The organism is Allobosea caraganae, from assembly GCF_003351345.1.
GTDB lineage: Bacteria > Pseudomonadota > Alphaproteobacteria > Rhizobiales > Beijerinckiaceae > Allobosea > Allobosea caraganae.
Map to the genome: position 1 here is coordinate 218737 of NZ_QQTO01000022.1, position 22407 is coordinate 241143.

Sequence of the window (22407 nt, forward strand, 5' to 3'; positions counted from 1 at the left end):
ATGAGCTGCGGGCTGTTCGGCAAGCTCCCGGACAAGCGCGACTTCATCGCCGTCAGCGCCCCCACGGCCTTCCTCAAGGTCTACGAGCCCTGGCTGCAAGGCGGGCTTTCCGCGAGCCGGCTCGAACTCGGCGGCAAATGGCAGGACGCCTTCCTGAACGCGCCGATCTGGCGCTTCTGGCTGGGATCGGCCTATTGCGGCGGCTCGGTCACTGGGGCCTTCATGCCCTCGGTCGACGGCATCGGCCGCTATTTCCCGCTGACGGTGTTCGCGCTCGCCGAAGCCGGTGCCGCCATCCCCTCCCCCGAGCTCGACCCGCAGGACGCCTGGTTCGCGCAGGCCGAGGACTTCTTGCTGCAGGCGCTCGAACCGGACGCGACCTATGCCTCGGTGACGCAGCGCCTCGCCCAGCTGCCGCGGCCCCATGACGAGATCAAGGCCGCGCCGCCCAAGGACATGGTGCGGCTCTCCGACGGGACGATCGTCAGCGCGCTGACCTCGTCGGGCTTTCCCGAGCGGCTGACGGCCTTGCGCCTGGAGGATCATGCGCGCTCCTATGCGCACTCGGCGTATTTCTGGACTGTAGGTGGCGAGCATTTCGAGCCGCTTGCGCTCGTCGGCCAGGCGCTGCCTACTCCCTACCTGTTCAGCGGGCTTTTGACCGGCCGCTTCGACGCGTTCCTGACATAAGAGTTGGCGCATGGCTGACGCGAAAATCCGGACCCCACTTTTTCGCACCCTGCCCTAGGGGATGCCGCCGCATGAACGAACTCCGCCCCACGATGCCTGCGTTCGAGACCGGAGCGGTCAGCCATGCCGGCCGGGTCCGCAAGGCCAATGAGGACCATCTCGTGACCAGGCCGGAATTCGGCCTGTGGGCGGTCGCCGACGGCATGGGCGGGCATGAGAACGGGGCGCTCGCCAGCGCGACCGTCGCCGCGGCGCTGGAGGGCATCGGCGCCGCAAGCTCCGCGCCCGACCTGCTGGCACGGCTAGAGGAGGGCGTGCTCAAGGCCAATGCCGAGCTGCGCGAGATCATCGAGGCGAAGGGCGGCGCGCCGATGGGCTCGACGCTGGTGGTGCTGCTCGTGCACGAGCGCCATTTCGCCTGCGTCTGGTCGGGCGACAGCCGGATCTACCTCGTGCGGGCCGGCCGCATCCTGCAGGTCTCGCATGATCATACCGAGGTGCAGGACATGGTCGACAAGGGCGTGCTGACGCCCGACGAGGCGAAGCGCTCGCCGCGCCGGCACATCATCACCCATGCGATCGGCGTCCACGACCAGCCCGAGCTCGACCTCAACAATGGCGAGCTCGAAAGCGGCGACACCTTCGTGCTGTGCTCGGACGGGCTGACCGAGCACGTCGCCGACGAGGAGATCCTGCTTGCGGTGCGCGAAGCCGCCCCGCAGGCCGCCTGCGACGCCCTGCTGGCGCTCACGCTCGAACGCGGCGCGCGCGACAACGTCACCGTCATCGTCGTCCGCTACCAGCGCGAGGATGGCGAGAAGACGCGCTGGTTGCCCAACATGAGGAGCGAGGCGCCATGAGCGACTCCGACCGCACCGTCTTCGCGCCGCGCACCACCGGCGTCGCCATCGGCACGAAGCTCAACGGCATCTACGAGATCGAGCGGCTGATCGCGGCCGGCGGCATGGGCGAGGTCTACAAGGGCCGCGCGATCCAGACCGGCGACGCCGTGGCGATCAAGATGATCCGCCCTGAGATGGCGCAGAACGAGAACGCGTTGACGCTGTTCCGCAAGGAGGCGGCGGCGCTGCACAACCTCTATAACGAGGCCATCGTCCGCTATTACGTCTTCACCATCGACCCGGTGACGCAGTCGCCCTATCTGGCGATGGAGTTCGTCGATGGCCAGGCGCTGTCCGACCGCATCACGCAGGGGCCGATGGATTTCGAGGAGGTCGACATCCTGCGCCGGCGCATCGCCACCGGCCTGCATGCGGCCCACCTCATCGGCATCACCCACCGCGACGTCTCGCCCGACAACATCATCCTGCCCGGCGGCAGCGTCGCCCGCGCCAAGATCATCGATTTCGGCATCGCCAAGTCGAGCCTGATGGGCGAGGGCACGGTGATCGGCAGCGGCTTCGCCGGCAAGTACAACTACGTCTCGCCCGAGCAGCTCGGGCTGGAAGGCGGCGACGTCACGCCGAAATCCGACATCTACAGCCTCGGCCTCGTGCTGGCCGGCGCGCTCACGGGCAAGGCGCTCGACATGGGCGGGACGCAGATGCTGGTGCTGGAGAAGCGCCGGCGCGTGCCGGACCTGAGCGGCGTCGATGCCCGCTTGCGGCCGCTGCTGGCACGCATGCTGGCGCCGAACCCGGCCGACCGCCCCGCCGATATGGCCGAGGTCGCGGCCTGGATGCCGAAGGGCGCGAAAGCTGCTGGCAGCGCGGCCACGACGCCGCGTCGTTCGCCGGTGGGGGCGATCGTGGGCATCTGCGCCCTGCTCCTGGTTGCCGGCGGCGGCTACTATGCCTGGACCCAGCTCCAGCCGGCGAGCGTCACTGGCGCCGGCTCCAGGCCGTCATCCGGCAACGAGCCGCCGGTACTGACCGGCTCCGATGGCGGCGGAGAATCGCAAACGGGCGGCGCGTCCCAGAGCGGCGGCGCTTCGCAGTCGGCCGGGACCGCGCAAACCGGAGGAACGGCGCAATCCGGTAGCGGGCCTCCGACCGGCGGGACGGCACAGACTGGCGGGGCCTCGCAGGCAGCCGGAAGCTCGCAGAACTCCGGACCATCGAGCGGCGGCGGAGCGCAAGCGGGCGGAACGTCGCAGAGCGGCGGCCCCGCGCAAGCCGGGGGAGCCTCCCAGACCGCCGGAACATCGCAACCCGGCGGCGCCGCGCAAAGCGGCGGAGCCGCGCAAGCGGGAGGATCGCAGACTGCGGGGACCGCGCAGGGCAGCGGATCGCAAGCCGGCAGCGCCTCACAAAGCGGCGGCGCAGCGCAGGCGGGGGGATCGCAATCCGCCGGGACGTCTCAAGGCAGTGGCTCGTCGCAAGCAGGTGGCGCCTCGCAGGCGGGAGGAGGCTCGCAGACTGCCGGAACCTCGCAAGGCAGCCAGCCCTCGCAAGCCGGCGGCGCATCGCAGAGCGGCGGGCGTTCGCAAGCCACGGGGACATCTCAAGCCGGCGGCAGCCCGCAAACCGGCGGGCGCACGCAGACCGCCATGAACTCGGGCACGGATGACGGGTCGGCCAACCTGACGCCGGCCGGGCGCATCGAGCGCTATGTCAGCTCCTATGATGGCGGCTCGTGCTTCTTCCTGTGGCCGACCGAGATCACCGCCCAGAAGGCTGATATCGAGGGCTTCGGCAGCGGGGCCGAGCCCTTCGTCACCTTCGACACCGCCTTCAAGCAGGCGCAGGGTTTCGAGGCGCAGATCAGCCTGCGCCCGGTCACGGCGGCGCAGTGCCCGATGGTCGATTTCCTGCGCCAGCTCGGCAGCCGGATCGACCGCAGCCCAAAACTCCAGATCGGCGCCTTCACGATGAAGAGCGGCGAGGTGCTGAGCGGCTCGGTCGAGACCGACGGCAAGCAGAACCTCGACATCGTGCTGATCGGCGACGACGGCATGGTCTACAACCTCGCCAGCTTCCTGAAGCGCGAGGGCACGAAGGCGAGTTTCGGCCTGAAGCTCGACGCGACCGGCACCGGCGCCAAGCCGCAGACGGTGCTCGCGCTGGTCAGCCCCGCGCCGCTGCCGACGCTGTCGGGGCCGAACCCGGCGCCCGCCGCCGATTTCTTCCCCAACCTGGCGCGCGACATTGCGAGGCTCGACGGCAAGCTCGGGCTCGGGGTGAAGTATTTCCGGATCGAGTGAGGATTGCCACAGCGCACACCCTGCAAGGCAGGCGGGGGAGCCCTCTCCTGTAAGGAGAGGGTTGGGTGAGGTGTAGGCTGCTGGACCAGCGAGGCTGAACGACCCCCACCGTCATTGCGAGCGCAGCGAAGCAACCCAGGAGGTCTCGCGCAATCCCCCTGGGTTGCTTCGCTGCGCTCGCAATGACGGTGTGAGCTCACGGCAGCAGTATCAAACGGCCTACACCTCACCCCTGCCCCTCTCCTTACAGGAGAGGGGTTCCCCGCGCGCGATCTTGCGATGCTCAGGCGCGCTCAATTCTCCCGGTAGAGTTCGCCCCACTCGTCCTGCCAGAGCCCGTCGGCATCCTCGACCACGATCGGAGCCCTGATCTCGTTGGCGAGCTTGATCGCCACCCGGTAGGCCTCGACCGAAGCCATCTCGTCGCTGATGAAATCGTTGACGAGATGGCCGCCGGCCAGTTCCGCCGGGCAGGCGATCTTGCCGACGGGCTTGCCGTCGCGCTGCGCGAGGCTAAGCGTGATCGCGTCGGGTTGGGGCTCGTCGACCTGCTCGAACCGGTTAGCCATGCTGAAGCCTCCCCTTGAGATGCCCCCTATCGGGCGGATGAATGCCTATTTCGTCGCGCCCGGCCGCTGCGCCGCCTGCGCGCCCCAGAGCTTGCGCACGTCGCCATAGCGGTCGAGCCGGAGCTTGATCATGTCGTTGAACTTCTTGTGCACCTCGGAGACCGAGAGCGTCTTGGTCTCGCCGCCGGCATCGGCATAGAAGATCGGCCGGTTGGCTTGGGCCGGGCGCGGCAGGAGGTCCGCCGCCTTGGTGCCGGGCGTCTCCTCCATCGTCTCGATGAAGGTCTGGGCCGCGTCGGGCCCGAGGAAGTGGATCAGGTAGATCTCGCCGCCGGTGAGGTGCCGGCCCATCGCCTTCTCCAGCCGCAGCGTGTCGCGCTTCAGCATCTCGGCCGCGAGCAGCGCCGAGATATAGGGTTCGCGCCGCATGTCGAGGATGCGCTGGCGCTCGCTGGCATCGGCAATGGTGAACTGCCGGCCCGAGCGGCCGATCTGCCTGACCTCGTTGACGAGGCCGTGCTTGGTGCCGAATTCGTAGATGACGCCGAGCCAGGTCTGCTCGATGAACTGGTAGAGCCCGGTCGCCGAGGAGGTCTTGGCCTGCACCGCCGTCGAGAAGGCGGATTCCTTGTCGGCGACGGCCATCAGCAGGGTCGGATCGGCGCCGACGACCCGGCCGGCGCGCACGATCATGTCGACCAGGTGCCGGCGGATGCGGATCGGCCCGAAGGTGAGGAGCTGGTCGGGATCGCCGCTCGCCGTGACCGGAGCCTGCGGCGCCTGCCCCTTTGGCGGGATCTGCGTCACCGGCACGCGCGGCGGCACCAGGATGATGTTGGAGGGCGGCAGGACCGGCGCGGCGACGGCCGGTGCCTCCGGCGCGTTGCCGACCTGCTCGCGGATATTGGCGAGCGAGGGGTCGTTGCGCAGGGCGAATTGCGTCGCCTGGCGCGCCGCCTCGAGATCGCTCTCGACCGAGGAGAGGATGAGCGAGGGCCGCGCCACGGCCTGGAGCGCCGGCGCGTCCTCGGCCGGCAGAACGTCCTCCCGCGCCGCTTGCGGCCGCAAGGTGGCGATGGCGAAGCCTGCGGCCACGACGAGCGCCACGACGCCGCCGCCCGCGGCTAGCGCGAGCAGCGCCTTGCGCGCCGTTGAGGGCGGAGCCTCCGCGAGGAGCTGCGCGGCGGGCTGCACTCCCACAGGCTTGGCCTGGCCTGGCGCGTCATCCGTGAGGCCGGGCTTCGCCTTGGCCGAAATCACAGCAACCGCCGGCGCGGGCGGCTTGTCGGCGACGCGCTTCGCAAGCACGGCAAGCCAGGGCGGGCCGTCGCCGCCGGCCTTTTCCTTGAGCGCCGCCAACTCGTCGACCATGCGCCGCGCGGCGAGCGAGGAGAGCTTCGCCTCGCGCTCCAGCAGGCCGGCCGCAGCCTTGGCGCCCTGCTCGGTCAGCAGCTTGATGGCGAAGAGCCAGAGCTGCAGCGAGGTGCGGCGGCTTTCCAGCGGCGTGCCGGCGGCGGGATAGATCAGGTAGTTGCAGTGCCCGCAGGCATAGGCACGCAGCTTCGGCCGTTGCACGAAGGCGGAGACCTTTCCGCAGGCCTTGCAGGCAATGCTGACGCCGCCCTCCCGCGCGCGCATCAGCGCTTCAAGGCAGGCATCTTCCTGAAACGCGGCCTGGAACTGCTCGAAGCGCTGGCTCATCTACCGCTCCGCATCGAGGCGGCTCCTTGCGCCATCGGCAGAATACGCGTGAATATCGGGAGCGACAACGCTTCAGCCTGACAGCAGCGCGAGCCGGGCCACATCCTCCAAATGCATGAGGACCTCGTCCCGCGTCGCAAGCTTCGGCAGGCCGGGCGGGGCCTCGCCGGAGGCATGAGCCTCGGCGAGGAAGAGGTTGAGGTCGGCCAGCAGCGCCTCGGCATCGCGCGTCCCGTCCATCAGGCAGACGAATTTGCGCACGACGATGCTGTCCAGCGTCACGGCGCGATGGAGCAGGTCGGTGACCTCGCTCGAGCTCTCCGCCTGCCGGCGCGCCAGCCGGCTCGCGACCGGGCGCTCGCTGATCGTGTTCGCCACCTGCGGCGGCTCCAGCCGGATGTCGAGCAGCCCCGCCTTGAAGATCGCGAAGAGCGCCTCGCTGAGGCGGACCGCTTCGCGCTCGCGATCCGCGACGGGGCCGATCTCGGCCAGCGCCCGCGCGATCAGGTCGCCATGACCTAGGCTGGCCGGCCAGGCGCGACCGAGCGCGCGCAGCGCCGCCTTGCACGAATCGAGGTCGATCGAGACCGCGACGCCCTGCTGGAACTGGAAGCGGTCGACGCCCGGCCGCCTCTCCTGCTCTGATATCTCGACCTGCCGGACATAGGCCGAGAGATGATAGGGGCTGAGCGAGTCCGCATCCATCTCCCGCCGCAGCGCGACCTCGGTGCGGCAGAGCAAGGTTTCGCGGAACGAGCGGCCGATCAGCAGGTCGAGCGACTGCTCGCGGGCGAGCGGGTCCTCGGTCCCGACCTGCGCCAGCAATTGCTGCGCCGCGCCGCCGGCCGTGCCGAACTGGTTGGGAAACGACGCCTCGGCCAGGAATTTGAGGCCGTGCCCGGCGGCGGCGCTGACGACCTCGTGCACGGTGAAGGCGCGGGCGATCGGGTTGAGATCGTCGTGATAGAGCACGGCGTCCGGCAGCTCATCGACCTGCTGGAGCCGCTTGCGCAGGGCCGCGCCATAGAATGAATCCGGGTCGGTCGCCTCGGCGAAGCTCTTCAGGGCGGCGCGCGCCGTGCGGACGCGCTCGAGCGGCTCGGAGACATCACGCGTGTGGAACAGCATCACGTCGCGGGCGATGTCACGCAGATGGCCGCCCGGCAGGGCGTTGTAGCTGACATAGGCGACGCCCTGCGGCGCCAGCAGCTCGCCGAAGATCGCCAGGATCTTGTCGCGCACGAACTGCGGCACCCAGGAATAGACGCCGTGCACGAGGATGTAGTCGAAGCGCCCGAGCGCGGCCGACACGTCCATGATGTCGCGCTGCTCGAAGGCGACATTGGCGAGCCCGAGCGCGCCGGCATTGCGGCGCGCCAGCTCGACGGCGCTGCGGCTGAGGTCGATGCCGAGGAAATCCGCCCGCGGAAAGCGGAGTGCCATCGGGATGAGGTTGCCGCCCGAGCCGCAGCCGAGCTCCAGCACGCGCATCCCAGCCATGGGTGCCGGGCTCATGCCGTGGATATGGGCGATGGTGGCGAGCTTGGCCGGGTGGGTCTGCGAGAAGGCGTGGCCCGGATAGGCGACGGCGTCATAGGGGTTCGCGGCGACGTCGTTCATTTGGCCTCGCCGATCAGCAGCCGATGACCTTGAACTCGACCCTGCGGTCGAGCGCGTCGCTGGCATCGTCCTTGCCGGTGCCGATCAGGTTCTCCTTGAAGCCCATGCCGGTCGCGATCATGCGATTCCTGCTGTCGGGCGCGCCGATCTGGAGCAGCTCCATGACGAACTGCGCCCGCAGCACCGAGAGCCGCTCGTTCATATTGGGCATGCCGGTGCGCGAGGTATGGCCGACGATCTCCAGGCAGGCGCCCTTGGCGCGCGCGCGCGTCGCGATCTGGCTCAGCCACATCGGATAGGGCTCGGTGATCTGCGGGTTGTCGATGAACTGGGTCGAACCCGGCTTGAACAGCAGCTTCACCATCAGCTGGTTGCCGGCGAGGCCGGAATCGACGAGATCGCCGAAGGCGTCGACCGCGTCGTCGCGGCGGCCGAGCTTGGCGGCTGAGAGGTAGGTGCCGATGCGGACGCGGTGCTGGTCGCCGCCCGGCAAGGTGCGGGCCGTGTGGTAGAAGGCGAGCGCCTCGCGATAGCGCTTGGCCTCGTATTCGAGGATGCCGTCGTTGATCAGCGCCGCCGCGCGCAGCCGGTCGGCATAGACGGCGTCGACCGGGTCGCCCAGCTTCGTGCCCTGGCAGGTCTTGATATAGGCCTCGGTCGCCTGGTCCTTCGCCCAGACGGGGGAGTCCCGGTAGTACTGCGTCGGCGTGACGTCTATGCCCTCTGGCTTGGCCCGCGCCACGCCCTTGGAGACGATGCTCTTCGACTTGAGGTCGGCCAGCGTCAGGCAGATGCGGAAGGCGTCGCGCGGCCCGGCATTGTCGCCACCGTTGTTGACCGCCGTGAAGGTGCCGATCAGCACGACCGGCTCGCGCGCCAGCGCCTCCGAGGAGAAGGGCTGCACGGCGAAGCGCGGATAGGATTTCTGCACGATCTCGGTCAGTGCCTGCTGCATCGAGCGCGTCGCGGCCGATTGCGCGCCGGAGACGCCGTCGATCAGCGGGTCGATGACCAGCTCGACGCGGTCGCCAGTGACGTTGGCCTTGGTGAAGAGGTCGCTCGCCGCCTTCTGCAACGCCTCGGGATAGGGAATGGGCGTCGGCGGCGGCACGGGCTGCGCCGATGCGGCGCCGGCCAGGGCGAGGGCGACGGACAGCGCCGCGCTACGCGCGAAGAGAGTTGAAAGCATGGATCGCCTGCCGGTCATCGCCTTCACTCCATCACCATAGGTCCGCTGCTTCGTCCTTCATTCGGATGAGACGCGACTCTCCCCGTCATTGCGAGCGTTAGCGCATCGGACCGAAAAGTGGAATCCGATTTTCGGAACAATCTGATGCAATAACAAAGGCTTAGATCGCCACTCTGCGTCCGATAGGACGCACGGCGATCTAGCGCAGCAATCCAGAAGGTCTCACTCACCCGGTCCCCCTGGGTTGCTTCGTCGCTGCGCTCCTCGCAATGACGGCCGCCCTGCCCGCTCAGCGGCACTGCTTGAGCTGCTCGCGGTTCGCCGCCGTGATCTCGCCGAGCTGGGCCCGCAGCAGGATCTCGGCGCAGAGGCCGGCACTCGGCTTGCTCTCCTGATTGACCAGGAGTTCGCTCGGCTTGCGCTCGGCGGCCGAGCGGTCTGTACGCTGCGGCGCGATCAGCGGCACGGGCGGCGCCTCCTGTACCGGCTGCGGCGCGATGATCAGCGTGCCGAGCCGCGCCGCCATGGCCTGCTCCTGCGCGCGGCGCTCTTCGCCGAGACGGGCCTTTTCCTTTTCGAGCGCCGCCAATTCGCTCTCGCGCTGAGACAACTGCTTGGCGAGGCGCTCGCGCTCGGCCTTGTCGTCCGCCGCGGTCTTGGGCACGGCGGGCGGCCTTGTCCCCGGCGCCTGCGGCCGGTCGACCGGCGTCGCCGGCGCTTCGCCGCTGTCGCGCTTCGCCAGATCGACCGCGGCCTGCTTGCGGTCCTTCTCGGCCTGTTCGAGCCGCTCCAGCAGCACGCGCTCGCGCTCGGCGAATTCGCGGCCGAGGCGCTCGCGCTCGCCGGATTCGAGCGAACGGCGCTCGATCAGGTCGAGCCGGGTGCGGGCATCGAGGACGAAGAAGCTCTGCGGGAAGCGCTGGACGAAGGCCTTCAACGCGGCGGAATCGTCGCTGGCGCGGATGCGGCGCCAGACATCGGCGTCGGTCTCCTCGCGGTTGAGGTAGAAGTCGCCGAGCAGGGAGAGCGAGAGCTCCGGCGTCTGGCGGCCGCCGGTGGTGTCGTAGACGATCTTCTGCACCCGGCGGAACAGGGTCGCGACTTCGAGGCCGGGCTGCTGGATCTCCTGCACCAGTGCGGCCGTGAAGGGGCTGTTGCGGCCGGCGCCATCGGCGGCAACGTCGTTCGCCTGCGTCGCATAGGCGATCACCATGCCCTGCGCCCGGGCCACGGGCGCCAGGCCGGAGCCGACCGAGAAACCGCGCGTCGCCTGCTTCTTGGCGAGCTGGCTGACGAAGGGATTGTTGCGGCAGGCGTCGAGCACCATGATCTTGACGCCCTTGGCGAAGTTCAGCGCCGTCACGACATCGGCGAGCCGCGTCGTCTCGTATTGCACGCTGACCTCGTCATCGACGCGCGCCTCGATCGGCACCAAGTAATTCTCGCCGTTGAACTGGAAGCCGTGGCCGGCGAAGAAGAACATCACCGCGTCGGCATCCTGCGCCAGACGGGCGAAGCGGGTCAGCACAGCGTCCATGCCGCGCTTGTCGAGATCGACGCCGTCGACCACCTCGAAGCCGACGCGGCGCAGCGACGCGGCCATGTCGCGGGCGTCGTTGACGGTATTGGGCAGGGCCGGCGCGTTCTTATAGGCCGAATTGCCGATCACGAGCGCGACGCGGCGTTCCTCCGCGAGCGCCGGGACGGCCAGCAGCTGCGTCAAGAGTCCGATCAAAGCGCAAAATCTTATGATCGCGGCCATCACACCATTCCTCACGCCAACCTAACAGAAGATATCAGGAAAAATCCAGAACAAACCGGCGTTTCGCCGCCGGCTTTCGGAAACTCTACTAAGCTGGTAACTGGCGTATTGCTTGCTCCCAAGACTATCGCCTGTTAACTTCCTCACAGTCCGGCGCGTGCGGGGGGAGTGCCCATGAAGCGGGTTCGATTAGGCCTGGTTCTGGGCGTCCTCACTTGCCTTGCGGGCTCGGCTCTCTCCAGCTTTGCGCAGGAGCGGCCGCGCCAGCGCAGCCCTTCCCCGGCCGACGCCAAGCTCTCCTTCGTCGGCCTGGCGAACAATGCCCGGGTGCCGAGCAAGCTCACCGTGCGCTTCGCGGTCTCCGGCATGGAGGTCGTCCCCGCCGGCACGGCCGGGCGCAACGCGGGCCACCACCACCTGCTGATCGACACCGAGCTGCCGGCGTTGAACCAGCCGATCCCGAGCGACTTCAACCACCTGCATTTCGGCAGCGGCCAGACCGAGACGGAAATCTCGCTGCCGCCGGGCCGGCACAGCCTGCAGCTCCTCTTCGCCGATCAGGACCACGTCCCGCACGACCCGCCGGTGATGTCGGAGAAGATCTTCGTCGAGGTCGTGGACGCACCCGAGGAGAAGGCGCGCTCGGCCGCAGCCCCCGGCGCGAAGGTGTTCTTCCTCGACCTGCAGGATGGCGCGACGATCCCGACGCGGGCGATCATCCGCTTCGGCGTAGAGGGCATCGCGCTCATCCCGGCCGGCACCAAGAACGAGAATGGCGGCCACCACCATCTGCTGGTCGACACCGAGCTGCCGCCGCTCGACCGCGAGATCCCCAGCGACTTCAACCACATCCATTTCGGCCGCGGCCAGACCGAGACCGAGCTCAACCTGCCGCCGGGCGAGCACACCCTGCAATTGCTGCTCGGCGACCACGAGCACGTGCCGCATGATCCGCCAGTGATGTCCCAGCGCATCAAGGTGCGGGTCGTGGCCGCGAGTTCGGACACCACGCGGGCCGTCATCGCCCCGCCCGCCGCAGACAAGCCGGCAGGACGGACGCCCGCGCCGAACGATGCCGCCGTCTATTTCGTCTACCCGCGCAACGGCGAGACGATCTACCCGAGCTCGACCATCCGCTTCGGCTTGCGCAACATGGGTGTGGCGCCGGCCGGCGTGGTGAAGCCCAACACCGGCCACCACCACCTGATCGTCGACGCGCCGACGCCGCCGCTCGACGTCGCCATCCCGGCCGACCTCAACCACATCCATCTCGGCGGCGGCCAGACCGAGCGGCGCATCACCTTGCCGCCGGGCAAGCACACGTTGCAGCTCATCCTCGCCGACGACCAGCACATCCCGCACGATCCGCCGGTGATGTCCGAGCGCATCGAGGTCATCGTCGCGACGCGCATCAAGAAGCCGGGCCGGCGCCGATGAGCCGCGTCGCTTTCAGCCGGAGCCGGACCATGCGAAAGCCCCTCGCCCTTGCCGCAACCTGGCTCGCCGCACTGCTGCTCGCCATGCCGGCCGTCGCGCAGGCGCCGCCGCGCAAGCCGTCGCCACGCGGCGCCCAGGTCTATTTCCACTATCCGCTCGACGGCCTGCGCGTGCCGGAGCGCTTCACGGTGCGGATGGGGCTGAAGGAGATGGGCGTCGCGCCGGCCGGCATCGAGCGGCCGCTGACCGGCCACCACCACCTGCTGATCGATGTCGATGCGCCGCCGAGCGACCAGCCGATCCCCTCCGACTACAACCACATCCATCTCGGCAACGGCCAGACCGAGGTCGTGGTCACCCTCCCGAAAGGCCCGCACACCCTGCAGCTCCTGCTCGGCGACTCCACCCACACACCGCATAATCCGCCGGTGATATCGAAGAAGATTACGGTGTATGTTCGCTAGGAGCGCGTTTGCGAATTCTCAAAGGGTTTTCGCTATTCTGGAGTCGGCTTTGGCTGCTCCGGTTCGCACTGCTTGGTGAGGATGATCGACTGCATGGCCTTGCATCGCTGCCTTTCGATCCTCGGCGCGGCGCTCGCGTATGCGCTCGCCTGGCTCGCGACGCCCGCCTACGCCCAGGGCAGCACGGCCGAGCCAGCCAAGATCGCGCTCGTCATCGGCAACTCCAACTATCGCCAGGCCGGGCTGGCCAACGCCGCCAGGGACGCGCAGGCCGTCGCGGAAGCTCTGCGCCAGGGCGGCTTCGACGTGGTGACGGCTGAGAATGCGGGCGGGGCCGAGATGGAGCAGGCGGCCGCCGACTTCGCCAGCAGGCTGAAGCGTGGCGCGCAAGTGGTGGTGTTCTATGCCGGCCATGCCGTGCAGTACCGCAACCGCAACTTCCTGCTTGCGGCCGAGACGCAGATCCGCACGACGCAGGACGTCTCGCGCGAGGCGCTCGACCTCGACAAGATCCTCGACCCGCTGATCGTGGCGCGCCCCGCGAGCGCCGTGGTCGTGCTCGATGCGAGCTTCGACAATCCCTGGCAGGACGGTATCACCAAGGGCGCCAAGGGCCTCACCGCCGTCGAGGACCTGGAGAACATCGCCATCGTCTTCGCCGCCCAGCCGGGGCGGAGCATCCCGGCCTCCGGCGCGCAGGCCAATGCGTTCTCCGACGAATGGCTGAAGGCGATCCGCACGCCCGGGCTCGACATGGCCGCAGCGCTGACCCGCACGCGCGACGCCGTCACGCGAGTAACGCGGCGCAGCCAGCAGGTCTGGATCTCGGCCGCGCCGCCGGCCGGGCTGATCGTCACGCCGCTCAGCCGGCCGGCCGTCGTCGCCTCGAATTCGCGCATGGTGATCTCGCCGGCGCCGCCGCAGAGCAGCGGCGACCAGACCGACGCGTTCGAGCTCTCGTTCTGGGAGACGATCCGCAACAGCGAGAACGCCGCCGAATACCGCGCCTATCTCGACGCCTATCCGAATGGCCGCTTCGCCGGGCTGGCGCGAGCGCGCGAGCAGCTCTACCGGCCGAAGCCGCCAGGCGGGCCGGCCCCCGCCGCACCAGCGCCGGTGCAGGCCCCCGCCCCGCCTCAGACGGCAACGCAGAACCAGGCGAAGACGCTGCGCGATTGCAGCTTCTGCCCCGAGCTCGCACTGATCCCGGCCGGCAGCTTCGAGATGGGCTCGAACGAGATGTTCGAGTTCGAGAAGCCGGTGCACCAGGTCGCAATCCGCGCGCCGTTCTATCTCGGCATGCGCGAGGTCACCTTCGAGGAATGGGATGCCTGCGTCGACCAGGGCGGCTGCAGCCAGCGCCCGAGCGACCGCAATCTCGGCCGCGGCAAGCGCCCGGTCACCGACATCCATTGGGACGACGCCAATGGCTATGCCGCCTGGCTCTCGGCCAAGACCGGGAAGAAGTACCGGCTGCCGACGGAGGCCGAATGGGAATACGCGGCGCGCGGCGGCGCGAACGCGACCTATCCCTGGGGCCGCAACCTCGACAAGGAGATGGCCAACTGCCTCGGCTGCAACGCCCAGCAGCGCCGCCAATCGGTCGAGGTCGGCCAGTTCCCGCCCAACGCCTACGGGCTCTACGACATGGCCGGCAACGCCGCCGAATGGGTCGCCGATTGCTGGAGCGAGAGCTACCGCACGACGCCGCGCGACGGCAGCGCCTATACGGCGCCGGGCTGCCGCGAGCGCGTGCTGCGCGGCGGCTCGTTCAACAACGACCCGCGCTACCTGCGCTCGGCCGCGCGCTTCAAATACGAGGCCGATGTCCGCTTCTACACCAACGGTTTTCGCGTGCTGCGCGAGCAGTGAGCCCGCGCCTCAATCCTTCGGCAGGTTGAGCCGCCCGCCGGACAAAGGTGCGGGCACGCCGGTCGTGCCGGGCAGGCTGAGCGGCAGGCCCTTGAGCGAGCGGATGGCGAGATAGCCAAAAGTCTGCGCCTCGATGACGTCGCCGGCCCAGCCGGCCGATTCGACTGTTTCGACGGGCACGCCGAGCCGCTCACGGAATCGTGTCATGAAATGCTGGTTGAGCCGGCCGCCGCCGGTGACGAGCCAGCGCTTCGGCTGTTTCGGCACATGGCGCAAGGCCGCGACCACGCTCTCGACCGTGAAGGCGGCGAGCGTCGCGGCGCCATCGGCATCCGACAATGCCTCGACCACCTTGGCTCGGCGGTGGAAATCGTTGCGGTCGAGCGATTTCGGTGCGGGGCGATCAAAGAACGGATTGGCCATGAAGGCCGAGACGAGCTCCTCATGGACGCGCCCGCTCGCCGCCAGCGCGCCGTCGGCATCGAAGGGCTTGCCCAGCCGGCGCAGCATGAAGTCGTCGAGGATGGCGCTGGCCGGGCCGGTGTCGAAGGCGATCACGGTTTCGCCGTCGATATAGGTGATGTTGCCGACGCCGCCGAGGTTGAGCACCATCAGCGGCTGCTCCAGCCCATGCGCCAGGGCGCGATGATAGAGCGGCGCCAGCGGCGCGCCCTCGCCGCCGGCGGCGATGTCGGCATGGCGGAAGCGGTCGATGGTCGGGATTCCCAAGGCCCTGGCGACGGCGGGCCCATCGATGAGCTGGCGGGTGAAGCGCAGGTCGGGCCGGTGATAGACCGTCTGGCCGTGCAGGCCGACCAGGTCGATCTCCTTGGGGTCGAGCCCCTGCTCGGCGATGAAGCGCCTGACGGCGTCGAGATGGGCGCCGGTCACCGCGACTTCGAGCTCGGCCAAGGGATCGTCGAGTGCGCGCTCGGGCTCGGCGATCAGGGCCTGGAGGTCGCTGCGGGTCTGGGCCGGATAGGGGTAGGAGGCGCCGGGGCCGAAGCGCAGCTCCTCGCGGCCGTCGCTCTCGACGACGGAGACGTCGATGCCGTCCATCGAGGTGCCGCTGATCACCCCGATTGCGGTCAGGACCGGCTTGGTCAGATCCGACATATTATTCTCCCCATTCCCCGTTTTGCTCCTGCGCCAGTTAGCCGCGTTCGGCAAGCTGCGGCGCTTTGCTGCACTGCCGCAATTTCGCCTGAGATGTATGTATATAATAAGCATGCTTATCAGATAGGAGCTCGCGTGAATCGCCCCTTGAAGCGGGAATTGGTCTTCCAGCTGGTCGACACGGCCCGGCTGCTGCGCACTCATATCGACCAGCAGGCCAGGCGCCATGGCACGACACGGGCGCAATGGAGCGTGCTGGCGCGGCTGCGCCGCGGCGACGGGCAGACGCAGGTCGGGCTCGCCGACGCGATGGAGATGCAGCCGATCTCGCTCGGCCGCCTGATCGACAAGCTGGAGGCGCAGGCCTTCGTCGAGCGCCGCCCCGACCCGAAGGATCGCCGGGCCTACCGCCTGCACATCACCCAAGCCGGCCGCAGCTTCGTGGACGGGCTCGACGCTTTGCGGCAGGATATAGCCGACGAAGTGGTCCCTGAGGAGCATGAGGCGGCGATTGCCGCGGCGCTCTCGGTGCTCACCGGCATCCGCGAGCGCGTTCACCTGGCAGCAACGGACCCGCGCGAGGATTTCGCCGGGCCCGCGCGTCCACCCGTCCTTCACGACGCCCTCCCAACCGCCTGAGATCCATCTATGCAGCGATCGAAGTTTCTTATGGTCTCGCTTCTCGCCGCCGCCGGCATCGCCTCCGGCTGGTGGTACCTGTCGCAGCACCAGGCCAAGGCGCCGGGTGCCGCGGGCGCGGCCAGCGAAGGCGCGGGCAGGCGCGGGCGAGGCGGAGGCGCAGACGGGCCGCCGGTCGCGGTGGTGACCGCGGTGGCCGAGAAGGGCGATTTCGCGGTGCGCAAGCGCGCGATCGGCTTCGTCGAGACCCCGGCCAGCGTCGTCGTGCGCTCGCGCATCGACAGCCAGATCATGGACCAGCACGTCACCGACGGCCAGTTCGTCAAGGCGGGCGACTTGCTCTTCACCCTCGACGACCGCGACACCAAGGCGCAGATCGCCAAGGACGAGGCGATGATCGCCCGCGACACGGCAACCCATCTGCGCACCGTGGCCGACCTGACCCGCTACAAGCAATTGCTGGCGAAGGATGCCGGCACGCAGCAGCAGGTCGACCAGGCGATCGCCGACGAGAAATCGGCGGCCGCGACCGTGCTCGGCGACCAGGCGACGCTCGAGGCCGACAAGATCAAGCTGGGCTACACCAAGATCACCGCGCCGATCGACGGGCGCATCGGCGCCATCCAGGTGACGCCGGGCAATCTCGTCGGCGCCAACAGCACGACCGTCACCGGGCTCGTCACCATCACCCAGATCAAGCCGATCCGTGTCACCTTCACCATGCCGGAGAGCGAGCTCGACAACCTGAAGGATTCGCTCGCCAAGGGCGAGGCGCCGAAGGTCAAGGCGCTGGTGCCGGGCGCGAAAAGCCCACCGCCGGTCGGCACCCTGAACTTCGTCGATTCCAGCGTCGACCAGGCCTCGGGCACGATCGCCGCCAAGGCCGCCTTCGCCAATGACGACCTCTCGCTCTGGCCCGGCCAGTATGTCGACATCGATCTCGAGGCCGGCACGCTGAAGGGCGTCACGATCGTGCCGACCGTCGCCGTGCAGGCCGGCCAGAAGGGCCCCTACGTCTATGTCGTCGGCGACGACAGCCGCGTCTCACTGAAGCAGGTCACGGTCGCGCTGACCGATGGCCAGCGCACCGCGATCAGCGCCGGCATCAATCCGGACGACCGGGTCGTCACCGACGGGCAGGTCAAGCTCAAGGAAGGCGTCAGGGTGACCGACACCAATGCGAGCGGCACCAAGCCTGGGCCGACCGCCTCGCCCGCCGCCGCGAACGAGACCCAGGCGACTGGAGACCGCTCATGAACGTCTCCGGCTTCTGCATCCGCCACCCGGTCGCGACCATCCTGATGTCGATGACCCTGATCCTGGGCGGCCTCTTCGCCTACAAGTTCCTGCCGGTCGCGGCGCTGCCGCGGGCGGAGTTCCCGGTGGTCAACGTCTCCGCGCAGCTGCCCGGCGCCTCGCCCGACACGATGGCGACCTCGGTGGCGACGCCGCTGATCAAGCAGTTCGCCACGATCGCCGGCATCGACTCGATCTCGACCACGAACTCGCAGGGCTCGACCTCGATCGCGATCCAGTTCGTGCTCACCCGCAACATCGACGCCGCCGCAGCCGACGTGCAGGCCGCCATCACCCGGGCGCAGAAGCAGCTCCCGGACGAGATGACCAACCCGCCGAGCTACCGCAAGGTCAACCCGGCCGACGCGCCGATCATCCTGCTCGCGCTCGCCAGCAACGTCGTGCCGCTGCCGCAGCTCGACGCCTTCGCCCAGCAGGTGATCTCGCCGGCGCTCTCGACCGTCGACGGCGTGGCGCAGGTGCAGATCTTCGGCAGCCAGAAATATGCCGTGCGCATCCAGATCGACCCGACCGCGCTGGCCGCGCGCGGCATCGGCGTCGACGAGCTCCAGGCCGCGATCACCGCCGCCAACGACAACGCCCCGGTCGGCACCGTCCAGAACACCGCGCAGCAGCTCACCATCCAGGCGCGCACCCAGCTCTTCGACGCCGCGCAGTTCGCCAAGGTCATCATCGCCACCCGCAACGGCAAGCCGGTCCGGCTCGGCGACGTCACCAAGGTGATCGACTCCGTCGAGAACAACCAGACCGCCAGCACCTATGACGGCACGCCGGCGATCGTGCTCGCCGTGCAGCGCCAGCCCGACGCCAACACGGTCGACGTGGTCGACCGGGTCAAGTCGATGCTGCCGAGCTTCCAGGAGCAATTGCCCGCCGCGGCGACGATCCAGCGCCTGAACGACCGCTCGACCTCGATCCGCGCCGCGGTCGAGGACGTCCAGTTCACGCTCGGGCTCACCATCATCCTCGTCGTCATGGTGATCTTCGTCTTCCTGCGCCGGCTCGCGGCGACGCTGATCCCGGCCGTCGCGGTGCCGATCTCGATCATGGCGACGCTCGGCGCGATGTACCTGTTCGGTTTCTCGATCGACAACATCTCGCTGCTCGGCCTGACGCTCTCGGTCGGCCTCGTCGTCGACGACGCCATCGTCATGCTGGAGAACATCGTCCGCCACATGGAGGAGGACGGGCTCTCGGCCTTCGACGCCGCCGTGAAGGGCTCGGGTGAGATCGGCTTCACCATCCTGTCGATCTCGATCTCGCTGGTCGCGGTGTTCATCCCGGTGCTGCTGATGGGCGGCGTGATCGGGCGCATCTTCAACGAGTTCGCCGTCGTCGTCGTGGTCGCGATCCTGGCTTCGGCCTTCGTCTCGCTGACGCTGACGCCGATGCTGTGCTCGCGCCTGCTGAGCTCGGCCGATGTCCACCATCACGGCAAGCCCGAGACCGGCATCAACGGCTGGCTCGAGCGCGGCTTCGACAAGCTGGTCGACTGGTACGATGCCGGGCTGAAGCTCTGCCTGCGCTTCCAGCCGGTCATCCTCCTCGTCTTCTTCGCGACGGTGGGCGGCACCATCTGGATGCTGAACACCACGCCGAAGGGCTTCTTTCCGCAGGAGGATATCGGCCAGCTCCAGGTCTCGACCGAGGCGCGCCAGGACATCTCCTTCCCGGCCATGCAGGTCCTGCAGAAGCAGGTCGCCGACACGTTCAGCAAGTCACCCTATGTCGCGCATGTCGCCTCGTCGACCGGCAACTCGAACGTCAGCGCCGGCGGCCTCAACGCCGGGCGGCTCTTCGTCGAGCTGAAGCCGCGCGACCAGCGGCCGGCGCTGCAGCCGATGCTCGCCGATCTGCGGCGCGAGCTCGCCCAGATCCCCGGCATCAACACCTACATGACGCCGGTGCAGAACCTGAACATCGGCGCGCGCTCCTCGAAGAGCCAGTACCAGCTCGTCGTCCAGGGCCTCGACCAGGGGCTGATGAACGACTGGGCGACCAGGCTCGCCGACGCGATGTCGCAAGACCGCGCGCATTTCGTCGACGTCACCACCGACCTGCAGAACAACGCGCTCGAAGCCACCCTGGTGATCGACCGCGACAAGGCCAACCAGCTCGGCATCTCCGCCGACGTGCTGCGCTCGACGCTCTATTCCGGCTTCGGCGCCAGGCAGGTCTCGACCATCTACAAGACCGGCGACAACTACGCCGTGATCGTCGAGTTCGACCCGAACCTCAACTGGTCGGCCGACAAGCTCGACAGCATGCGCGTCCGCTCCGGCAACGGCACGCTGATCCCGCTCAGCTCCGTCGCCCATGTCGAGCGCACCGCCGGCCAGCTCACCGTCAACCAGCTCGGCCAGCTCCCGGCCGTGACGATCTCCTACAACCTGCCGGCGGGCGTCGCGCTCGGCGACAGCGTCACGCGGATCAACGAACTGAAGCAGGAGATCAAGCTGCCGGCGACGCTCTCGACCACGCTGGCCGGCACCGCCAAGACCTTCCAGGATTCGCTCGCCAACCAGGGCCTGCTGATCCTGGGCGCGATCGTGACGATCTACATCGTGCTCGGCATCCTCTACGAGAGCTTCATCCACCCGCTGACCATCCTGACCGGCCTGCCGGCGGCGGCGATGGGCGCGCTCGGCGCGATCCGGCTGTTCGGGCTCGACCTCTCGGTGATCGCGATCATCGGCCTGCTCATGCTGATCGGCATCGTCAAGAAGAACGCGATCATGATGATCGACGTCGCGCTGGTATTGCAGCGCGACGGCAAGCCGCCGGAGGAGGCGATCCACGAGGCCTGCCTGATGCGGTTCAGGCCGATCCTGATGACGACGCTGGCGGCGATGATGGGCACCTTGCCGATCGCGATCGGCGCCGGCGCCAGCGCCGAGCTGCGCCAGCCGCTCGGCATCGCGGTGGTCGGCGGCCTGGTGATCTCCCAGGTGCTGACCCTGTTCATCACCCCGGTGCTCTACCTCTACATGGAGCGGCTGTCGCAGGCGCTGCTCGGGCTGGGCAAGCTGTTCAAGCGCAAGCCCCCGGCGGCGAATGACGACGACAAGGGCCACCAGCACGAACTGCCGCTGGCGGCGGAGTGATCCTCGACGTTCTCAATAAGAGCGCGGGAGCCCTCTCCTGTAAGGAGAGGGTTGGGTGAGGTGTAGGCCGTTGGACCAGAGAAGCGGCAAGGTTGCGGCGGGCAAGTCGAGGCCAGACGAGTTCTGGCCTACACCTCACCCTGCCCTCTCCTTACAGGAGAGGGTTCCCCGCGGTTCGTCCTCGAAGTGTCGCAACCAACTCAATCGCCCGGCTGTGCGCCGTCGTAGCCGCCGATGATCACGAGGTCGACCTGGCCGACCTGGGCCAGGTGCTTCACCGCCTCCTGATACTCAGGCGACTCGTAGCAGGCGCGCGCCGTCGCCTCGTCCTTGAACTCGATGACGACGTTGTGCTTGCGGCCCTCGCCGCGGGCGAGTTTGTACTCGCCGCCGCGGACCAGGAATTTGGCGCCGTACTTGGCGAAGGCGATGGCGTTCAGCGCACGGTACTTGGCATATTCGGCGTCGTTCTCGACATCGACGCGGGCGATCCAGTAGCCCTTCGCCATGGCTCAGACCCCTTCGACGATGATGATGTCGATCTCTCCCGCGCCCTCGCGCTCCTTGCGGGCGGCGGCGTATTCCTGCGAGAGGGCATAGGCCTTGGCCGCCTCGAAGCTCGCGAACTCGATGATGACGTTGCGGGCGCGGCCCTCGCCTTCCGCCACCGTCATCAGGCCGCCGCGCGCCAGCGGCGTGCCGCCATACTGCTTGATCGCTTCCGAGGCCTTGGCGGCATAGGCCGCCCACAGCGACGCGTTGGTGACCTTGGCGCGCGCCACGACATAACCCTTGGGCATTTTCGGCATCCGTTCTTGGGGACAGAAGCCGCGAGCTTAGAGTACGGCGCCGAAAAGGGGGACCCGGTTTTCGGGCGGCGCCATGCTCCGCTTTTTCATGACGCGGCGGCGATCTCGTCCATGATCGCGGCCGCCGCGGCGCGCGGGTCGGCGGCGCGAATGACGGGACGCCCGACGACGAGATGGTCGGCGCCGGCGCGGATCGCCTCGCCGGGCGTCAGCGTACGCTTCTGGTCGCCGGCGGCGCTGCCGGACGGCCGGATGCCCGGCGTGACGATGAGCATGTCCGGGCCGATGACGTCGCGGACGATCTCGGTCTCAGCGGCGGAGCAGACGATGCCGTCGATGCCGGTGGTGCGGGCCTGCTCGGCGCGCAGGCGCACGAGGTCGCGCACCGCAAGGCTGTAGCCGGCGTCGCGCAGGTCGGTGTCGTCATAGGAGGTCAGCGCGGTGACGGCGAGCAGCTTGAGCTTGGCGTCGCCCCGCCCTTCGACCGCGCCGCGCATGGTCTGCGGATAGGCGTGCACGGTGAGGAAGGTGACGCCGAGCTTGGTCAGCGATTCGACGCCCTCGGTGACGGTGTTGCCGATATCGTGGAGCTTGAGGTCAAGGAAGACCTGCTTGCCCTCGGTGACCAGCTGGCGGGCGAGGTCGAGCCCACCGGCGAAGGCGAGGCGATAGCCGATCTTGTAGAAGGTGGCGCCATCGCCAAGGTCCGAGACGATGCGGTAGGCGTCCCAGACCGTCGGCACGTCGAGGGCAACGATGAGGCGGTCGCGGATGTCGTTGATCTTCGCGTGGGTCATCGGCCGCCTCCTCTGCTCGCGAGCGTAGGGCCACGATTCTGAGGCGAGCGCAACTTTTCCCTTCTCCCCCTGCGGGAGAAGGTGGCTCCGCGAAGCGGAGACGGATGAGGGGTCGCGCCACGCTTCGAACTATCGGCGGATGGCATACACGCCCCTTG

At 68.5% G+C, this 22407-nt stretch carries 18 protein-coding genes; 9 read left to right on the forward strand and 9 right to left on the reverse strand.

Annotated elements, in window-relative coordinates:
• The 3 genes from tagF to DWF00_RS29870 all read left to right on the forward strand — a co-directional run bounded on the left by tagF (nucleotide 1) and on the right by DWF00_RS29870 (nucleotide 3853).
• A complete protein-coding gene (tagF, locus tag DWF00_RS17345) occupies nucleotides 1-690 on the forward strand; it encodes a type VI secretion system-associated protein TagF (RefSeq protein WP_114828974.1) in 690 nt (229 codons plus the stop codon).
• A 71-nt stretch (nucleotides 691-761) separates the two neighbouring features.
• The gene (locus tag DWF00_RS17350) at nucleotides 762-1550 is read left to right on the forward strand and encodes a PP2C family protein-serine/threonine phosphatase (RefSeq protein WP_114828975.1); all 789 of its coding nucleotides are present in this window, start codon (nucleotides 762-764) and stop codon (nucleotides 1548-1550) included.
• Nucleotides 1547-3853 (forward strand): serine/threonine-protein kinase, encoded by a 2307-nt coding sequence (locus tag DWF00_RS29870; RefSeq protein WP_114828976.1) that lies wholly within the window; start codon nucleotides 1547-1549, stop codon nucleotides 3851-3853. Before DWF00_RS17350 ends, DWF00_RS29870 begins: the two co-directional genes overlap by 4 nt.
• A 293-nt stretch (nucleotides 3854-4146) precedes the next feature.
• Here DWF00_RS29870 and DWF00_RS17360 read toward each other — a convergent pair whose 3' ends face one another.
• From DWF00_RS17360 to DWF00_RS17380, 5 genes are all read right to left on the reverse strand, one after another.
• Nucleotides 4147-4422, reverse strand: a complete 276-nt coding sequence (locus DWF00_RS17360) for a hypothetical protein (RefSeq protein ID WP_114828977.1) — start codon at nucleotides 4420-4422, stop codon at nucleotides 4147-4149.
• Nucleotides 4423-4467: 45 nt separating this feature from the next.
• Nucleotides 4468-6123, reverse strand: coding sequence for a transglycosylase SLT domain-containing protein (locus DWF00_RS17365; protein WP_114828978.1), 1656 nt, complete (start codon nucleotides 6121-6123; stop codon nucleotides 4468-4470).
• Nucleotides 6124-6195: 72 nt separating this feature from the next.
• Nucleotides 6196-7743, reverse strand: coding sequence for a methyltransferase domain-containing protein (locus DWF00_RS17370; RefSeq protein ID WP_181832603.1), 1548 nt, complete (start codon nucleotides 7741-7743; stop codon nucleotides 6196-6198).
• Between the two features lie 13 nt (nucleotides 7744-7756).
• A complete protein-coding gene (locus DWF00_RS17375) occupies nucleotides 7757-8932 on the reverse strand; it encodes an OmpA family protein (RefSeq protein ID WP_114829302.1) in 1176 nt (391 codons plus the stop codon).
• Nucleotides 8933-9221: 289 nt separating this feature from the next.
• A complete protein-coding gene (locus DWF00_RS17380) occupies nucleotides 9222-10655 on the reverse strand; it encodes a caspase family protein (protein ID WP_181832604.1) in 1434 nt (477 codons plus the stop codon).
• Nucleotides 10656-10868: 213 nt separating this feature from the next.
• On the opposite strand from DWF00_RS17380, the gene DWF00_RS17385 reads away from it, so the two are divergent.
• The 3 genes from DWF00_RS17385 to DWF00_RS17395 all read left to right on the forward strand — a co-directional run bounded on the left by DWF00_RS17385 (nucleotide 10869) and on the right by DWF00_RS17395 (nucleotide 14467).
• Nucleotides 10869-12131: a DUF4399 domain-containing protein gene (locus DWF00_RS17385; RefSeq protein WP_114828981.1), complete on the forward strand. Its 1263-nt coding sequence runs from the start codon at nucleotides 10869-10871 to the stop codon at nucleotides 12129-12131.
• 29 nt (nucleotides 12132-12160) lie between these two features.
• Entirely contained in the window at nucleotides 12161-12595 is a 435-nt protein-coding gene (locus tag DWF00_RS17390) for a DUF4399 domain-containing protein (RefSeq protein ID WP_114828982.1), read from the forward strand.
• Between the two features lie 93 nt (nucleotides 12596-12688).
• Nucleotides 12689-14467, forward strand: a complete 1779-nt coding sequence (locus DWF00_RS17395) for an SUMF1/EgtB/PvdO family nonheme iron enzyme (RefSeq protein WP_181832605.1) — start codon at nucleotides 12689-12691, stop codon at nucleotides 14465-14467.
• Between the two features lie 9 nt (nucleotides 14468-14476).
• Here DWF00_RS17395 and DWF00_RS17400 read toward each other — a convergent pair whose 3' ends face one another.
• Complete coding sequence (locus DWF00_RS17400; protein ID WP_114828984.1) at nucleotides 14477-15583, reverse strand: anhydro-N-acetylmuramic acid kinase; 1107 nt, start codon at nucleotides 15581-15583, stop codon at nucleotides 14477-14479.
• Between the two features lie 135 nt (nucleotides 15584-15718).
• On the opposite strand from DWF00_RS17400, the gene DWF00_RS17405 reads away from it, so the two are divergent.
• Genes DWF00_RS17405 through DWF00_RS17415 form a run of 3 tightly spaced genes read left to right on the forward strand, consistent with a single transcriptional unit; the run spans nucleotide 15719 to nucleotide 20643 of the window.
• Nucleotides 15719-16222, forward strand: coding sequence for a MarR family winged helix-turn-helix transcriptional regulator (locus DWF00_RS17405; RefSeq protein ID WP_114828985.1), 504 nt, complete (start codon nucleotides 15719-15721; stop codon nucleotides 16220-16222).
• Between the two features lie 30 nt (nucleotides 16223-16252).
• Nucleotides 16253-17479, forward strand: coding sequence for an efflux RND transporter periplasmic adaptor subunit (locus tag DWF00_RS17410; RefSeq protein ID WP_181832606.1), 1227 nt, complete (start codon nucleotides 16253-16255; stop codon nucleotides 17477-17479).
• Complete coding sequence (locus DWF00_RS17415; protein WP_114828987.1) at nucleotides 17476-20643, forward strand: efflux RND transporter permease subunit; 3168 nt, start codon at nucleotides 17476-17478, stop codon at nucleotides 20641-20643. The genes DWF00_RS17410 and DWF00_RS17415 overlap by 4 nt, the downstream gene beginning before the upstream one ends.
• Nucleotides 20644-20843: 200 nt before the next feature.
• Here DWF00_RS17415 and DWF00_RS17420 read toward each other — a convergent pair whose 3' ends face one another.
• The 3 genes from DWF00_RS17420 to pyrF all read right to left on the reverse strand — a co-directional run bounded on the left by DWF00_RS17420 (nucleotide 20844) and on the right by pyrF (nucleotide 22249).
• A complete protein-coding gene (locus DWF00_RS17420) occupies nucleotides 20844-21152 on the reverse strand; it encodes a DUF1330 domain-containing protein (RefSeq protein ID WP_114828988.1) in 309 nt (102 codons plus the stop codon).
• Nucleotides 21153-21155: 3 nt separating this feature from the next.
• Nucleotides 21156-21443 carry a DUF1330 domain-containing protein gene (locus DWF00_RS17425; protein WP_114828989.1) on the reverse strand — a complete coding sequence of 96 codons (288 nt, stop codon included), beginning with the start codon at nucleotides 21441-21443 and terminating at the stop codon, nucleotides 21156-21158.
• Between the two features lie 95 nt (nucleotides 21444-21538).
• Nucleotides 21539-22249, reverse strand: a complete 711-nt coding sequence (pyrF, locus tag DWF00_RS17430) for an orotidine-5'-phosphate decarboxylase (RefSeq protein WP_114828990.1) — start codon at nucleotides 22247-22249, stop codon at nucleotides 21539-21541.
• Between the last annotated feature and the right edge of the window lie 158 nt (nucleotides 22250-22407).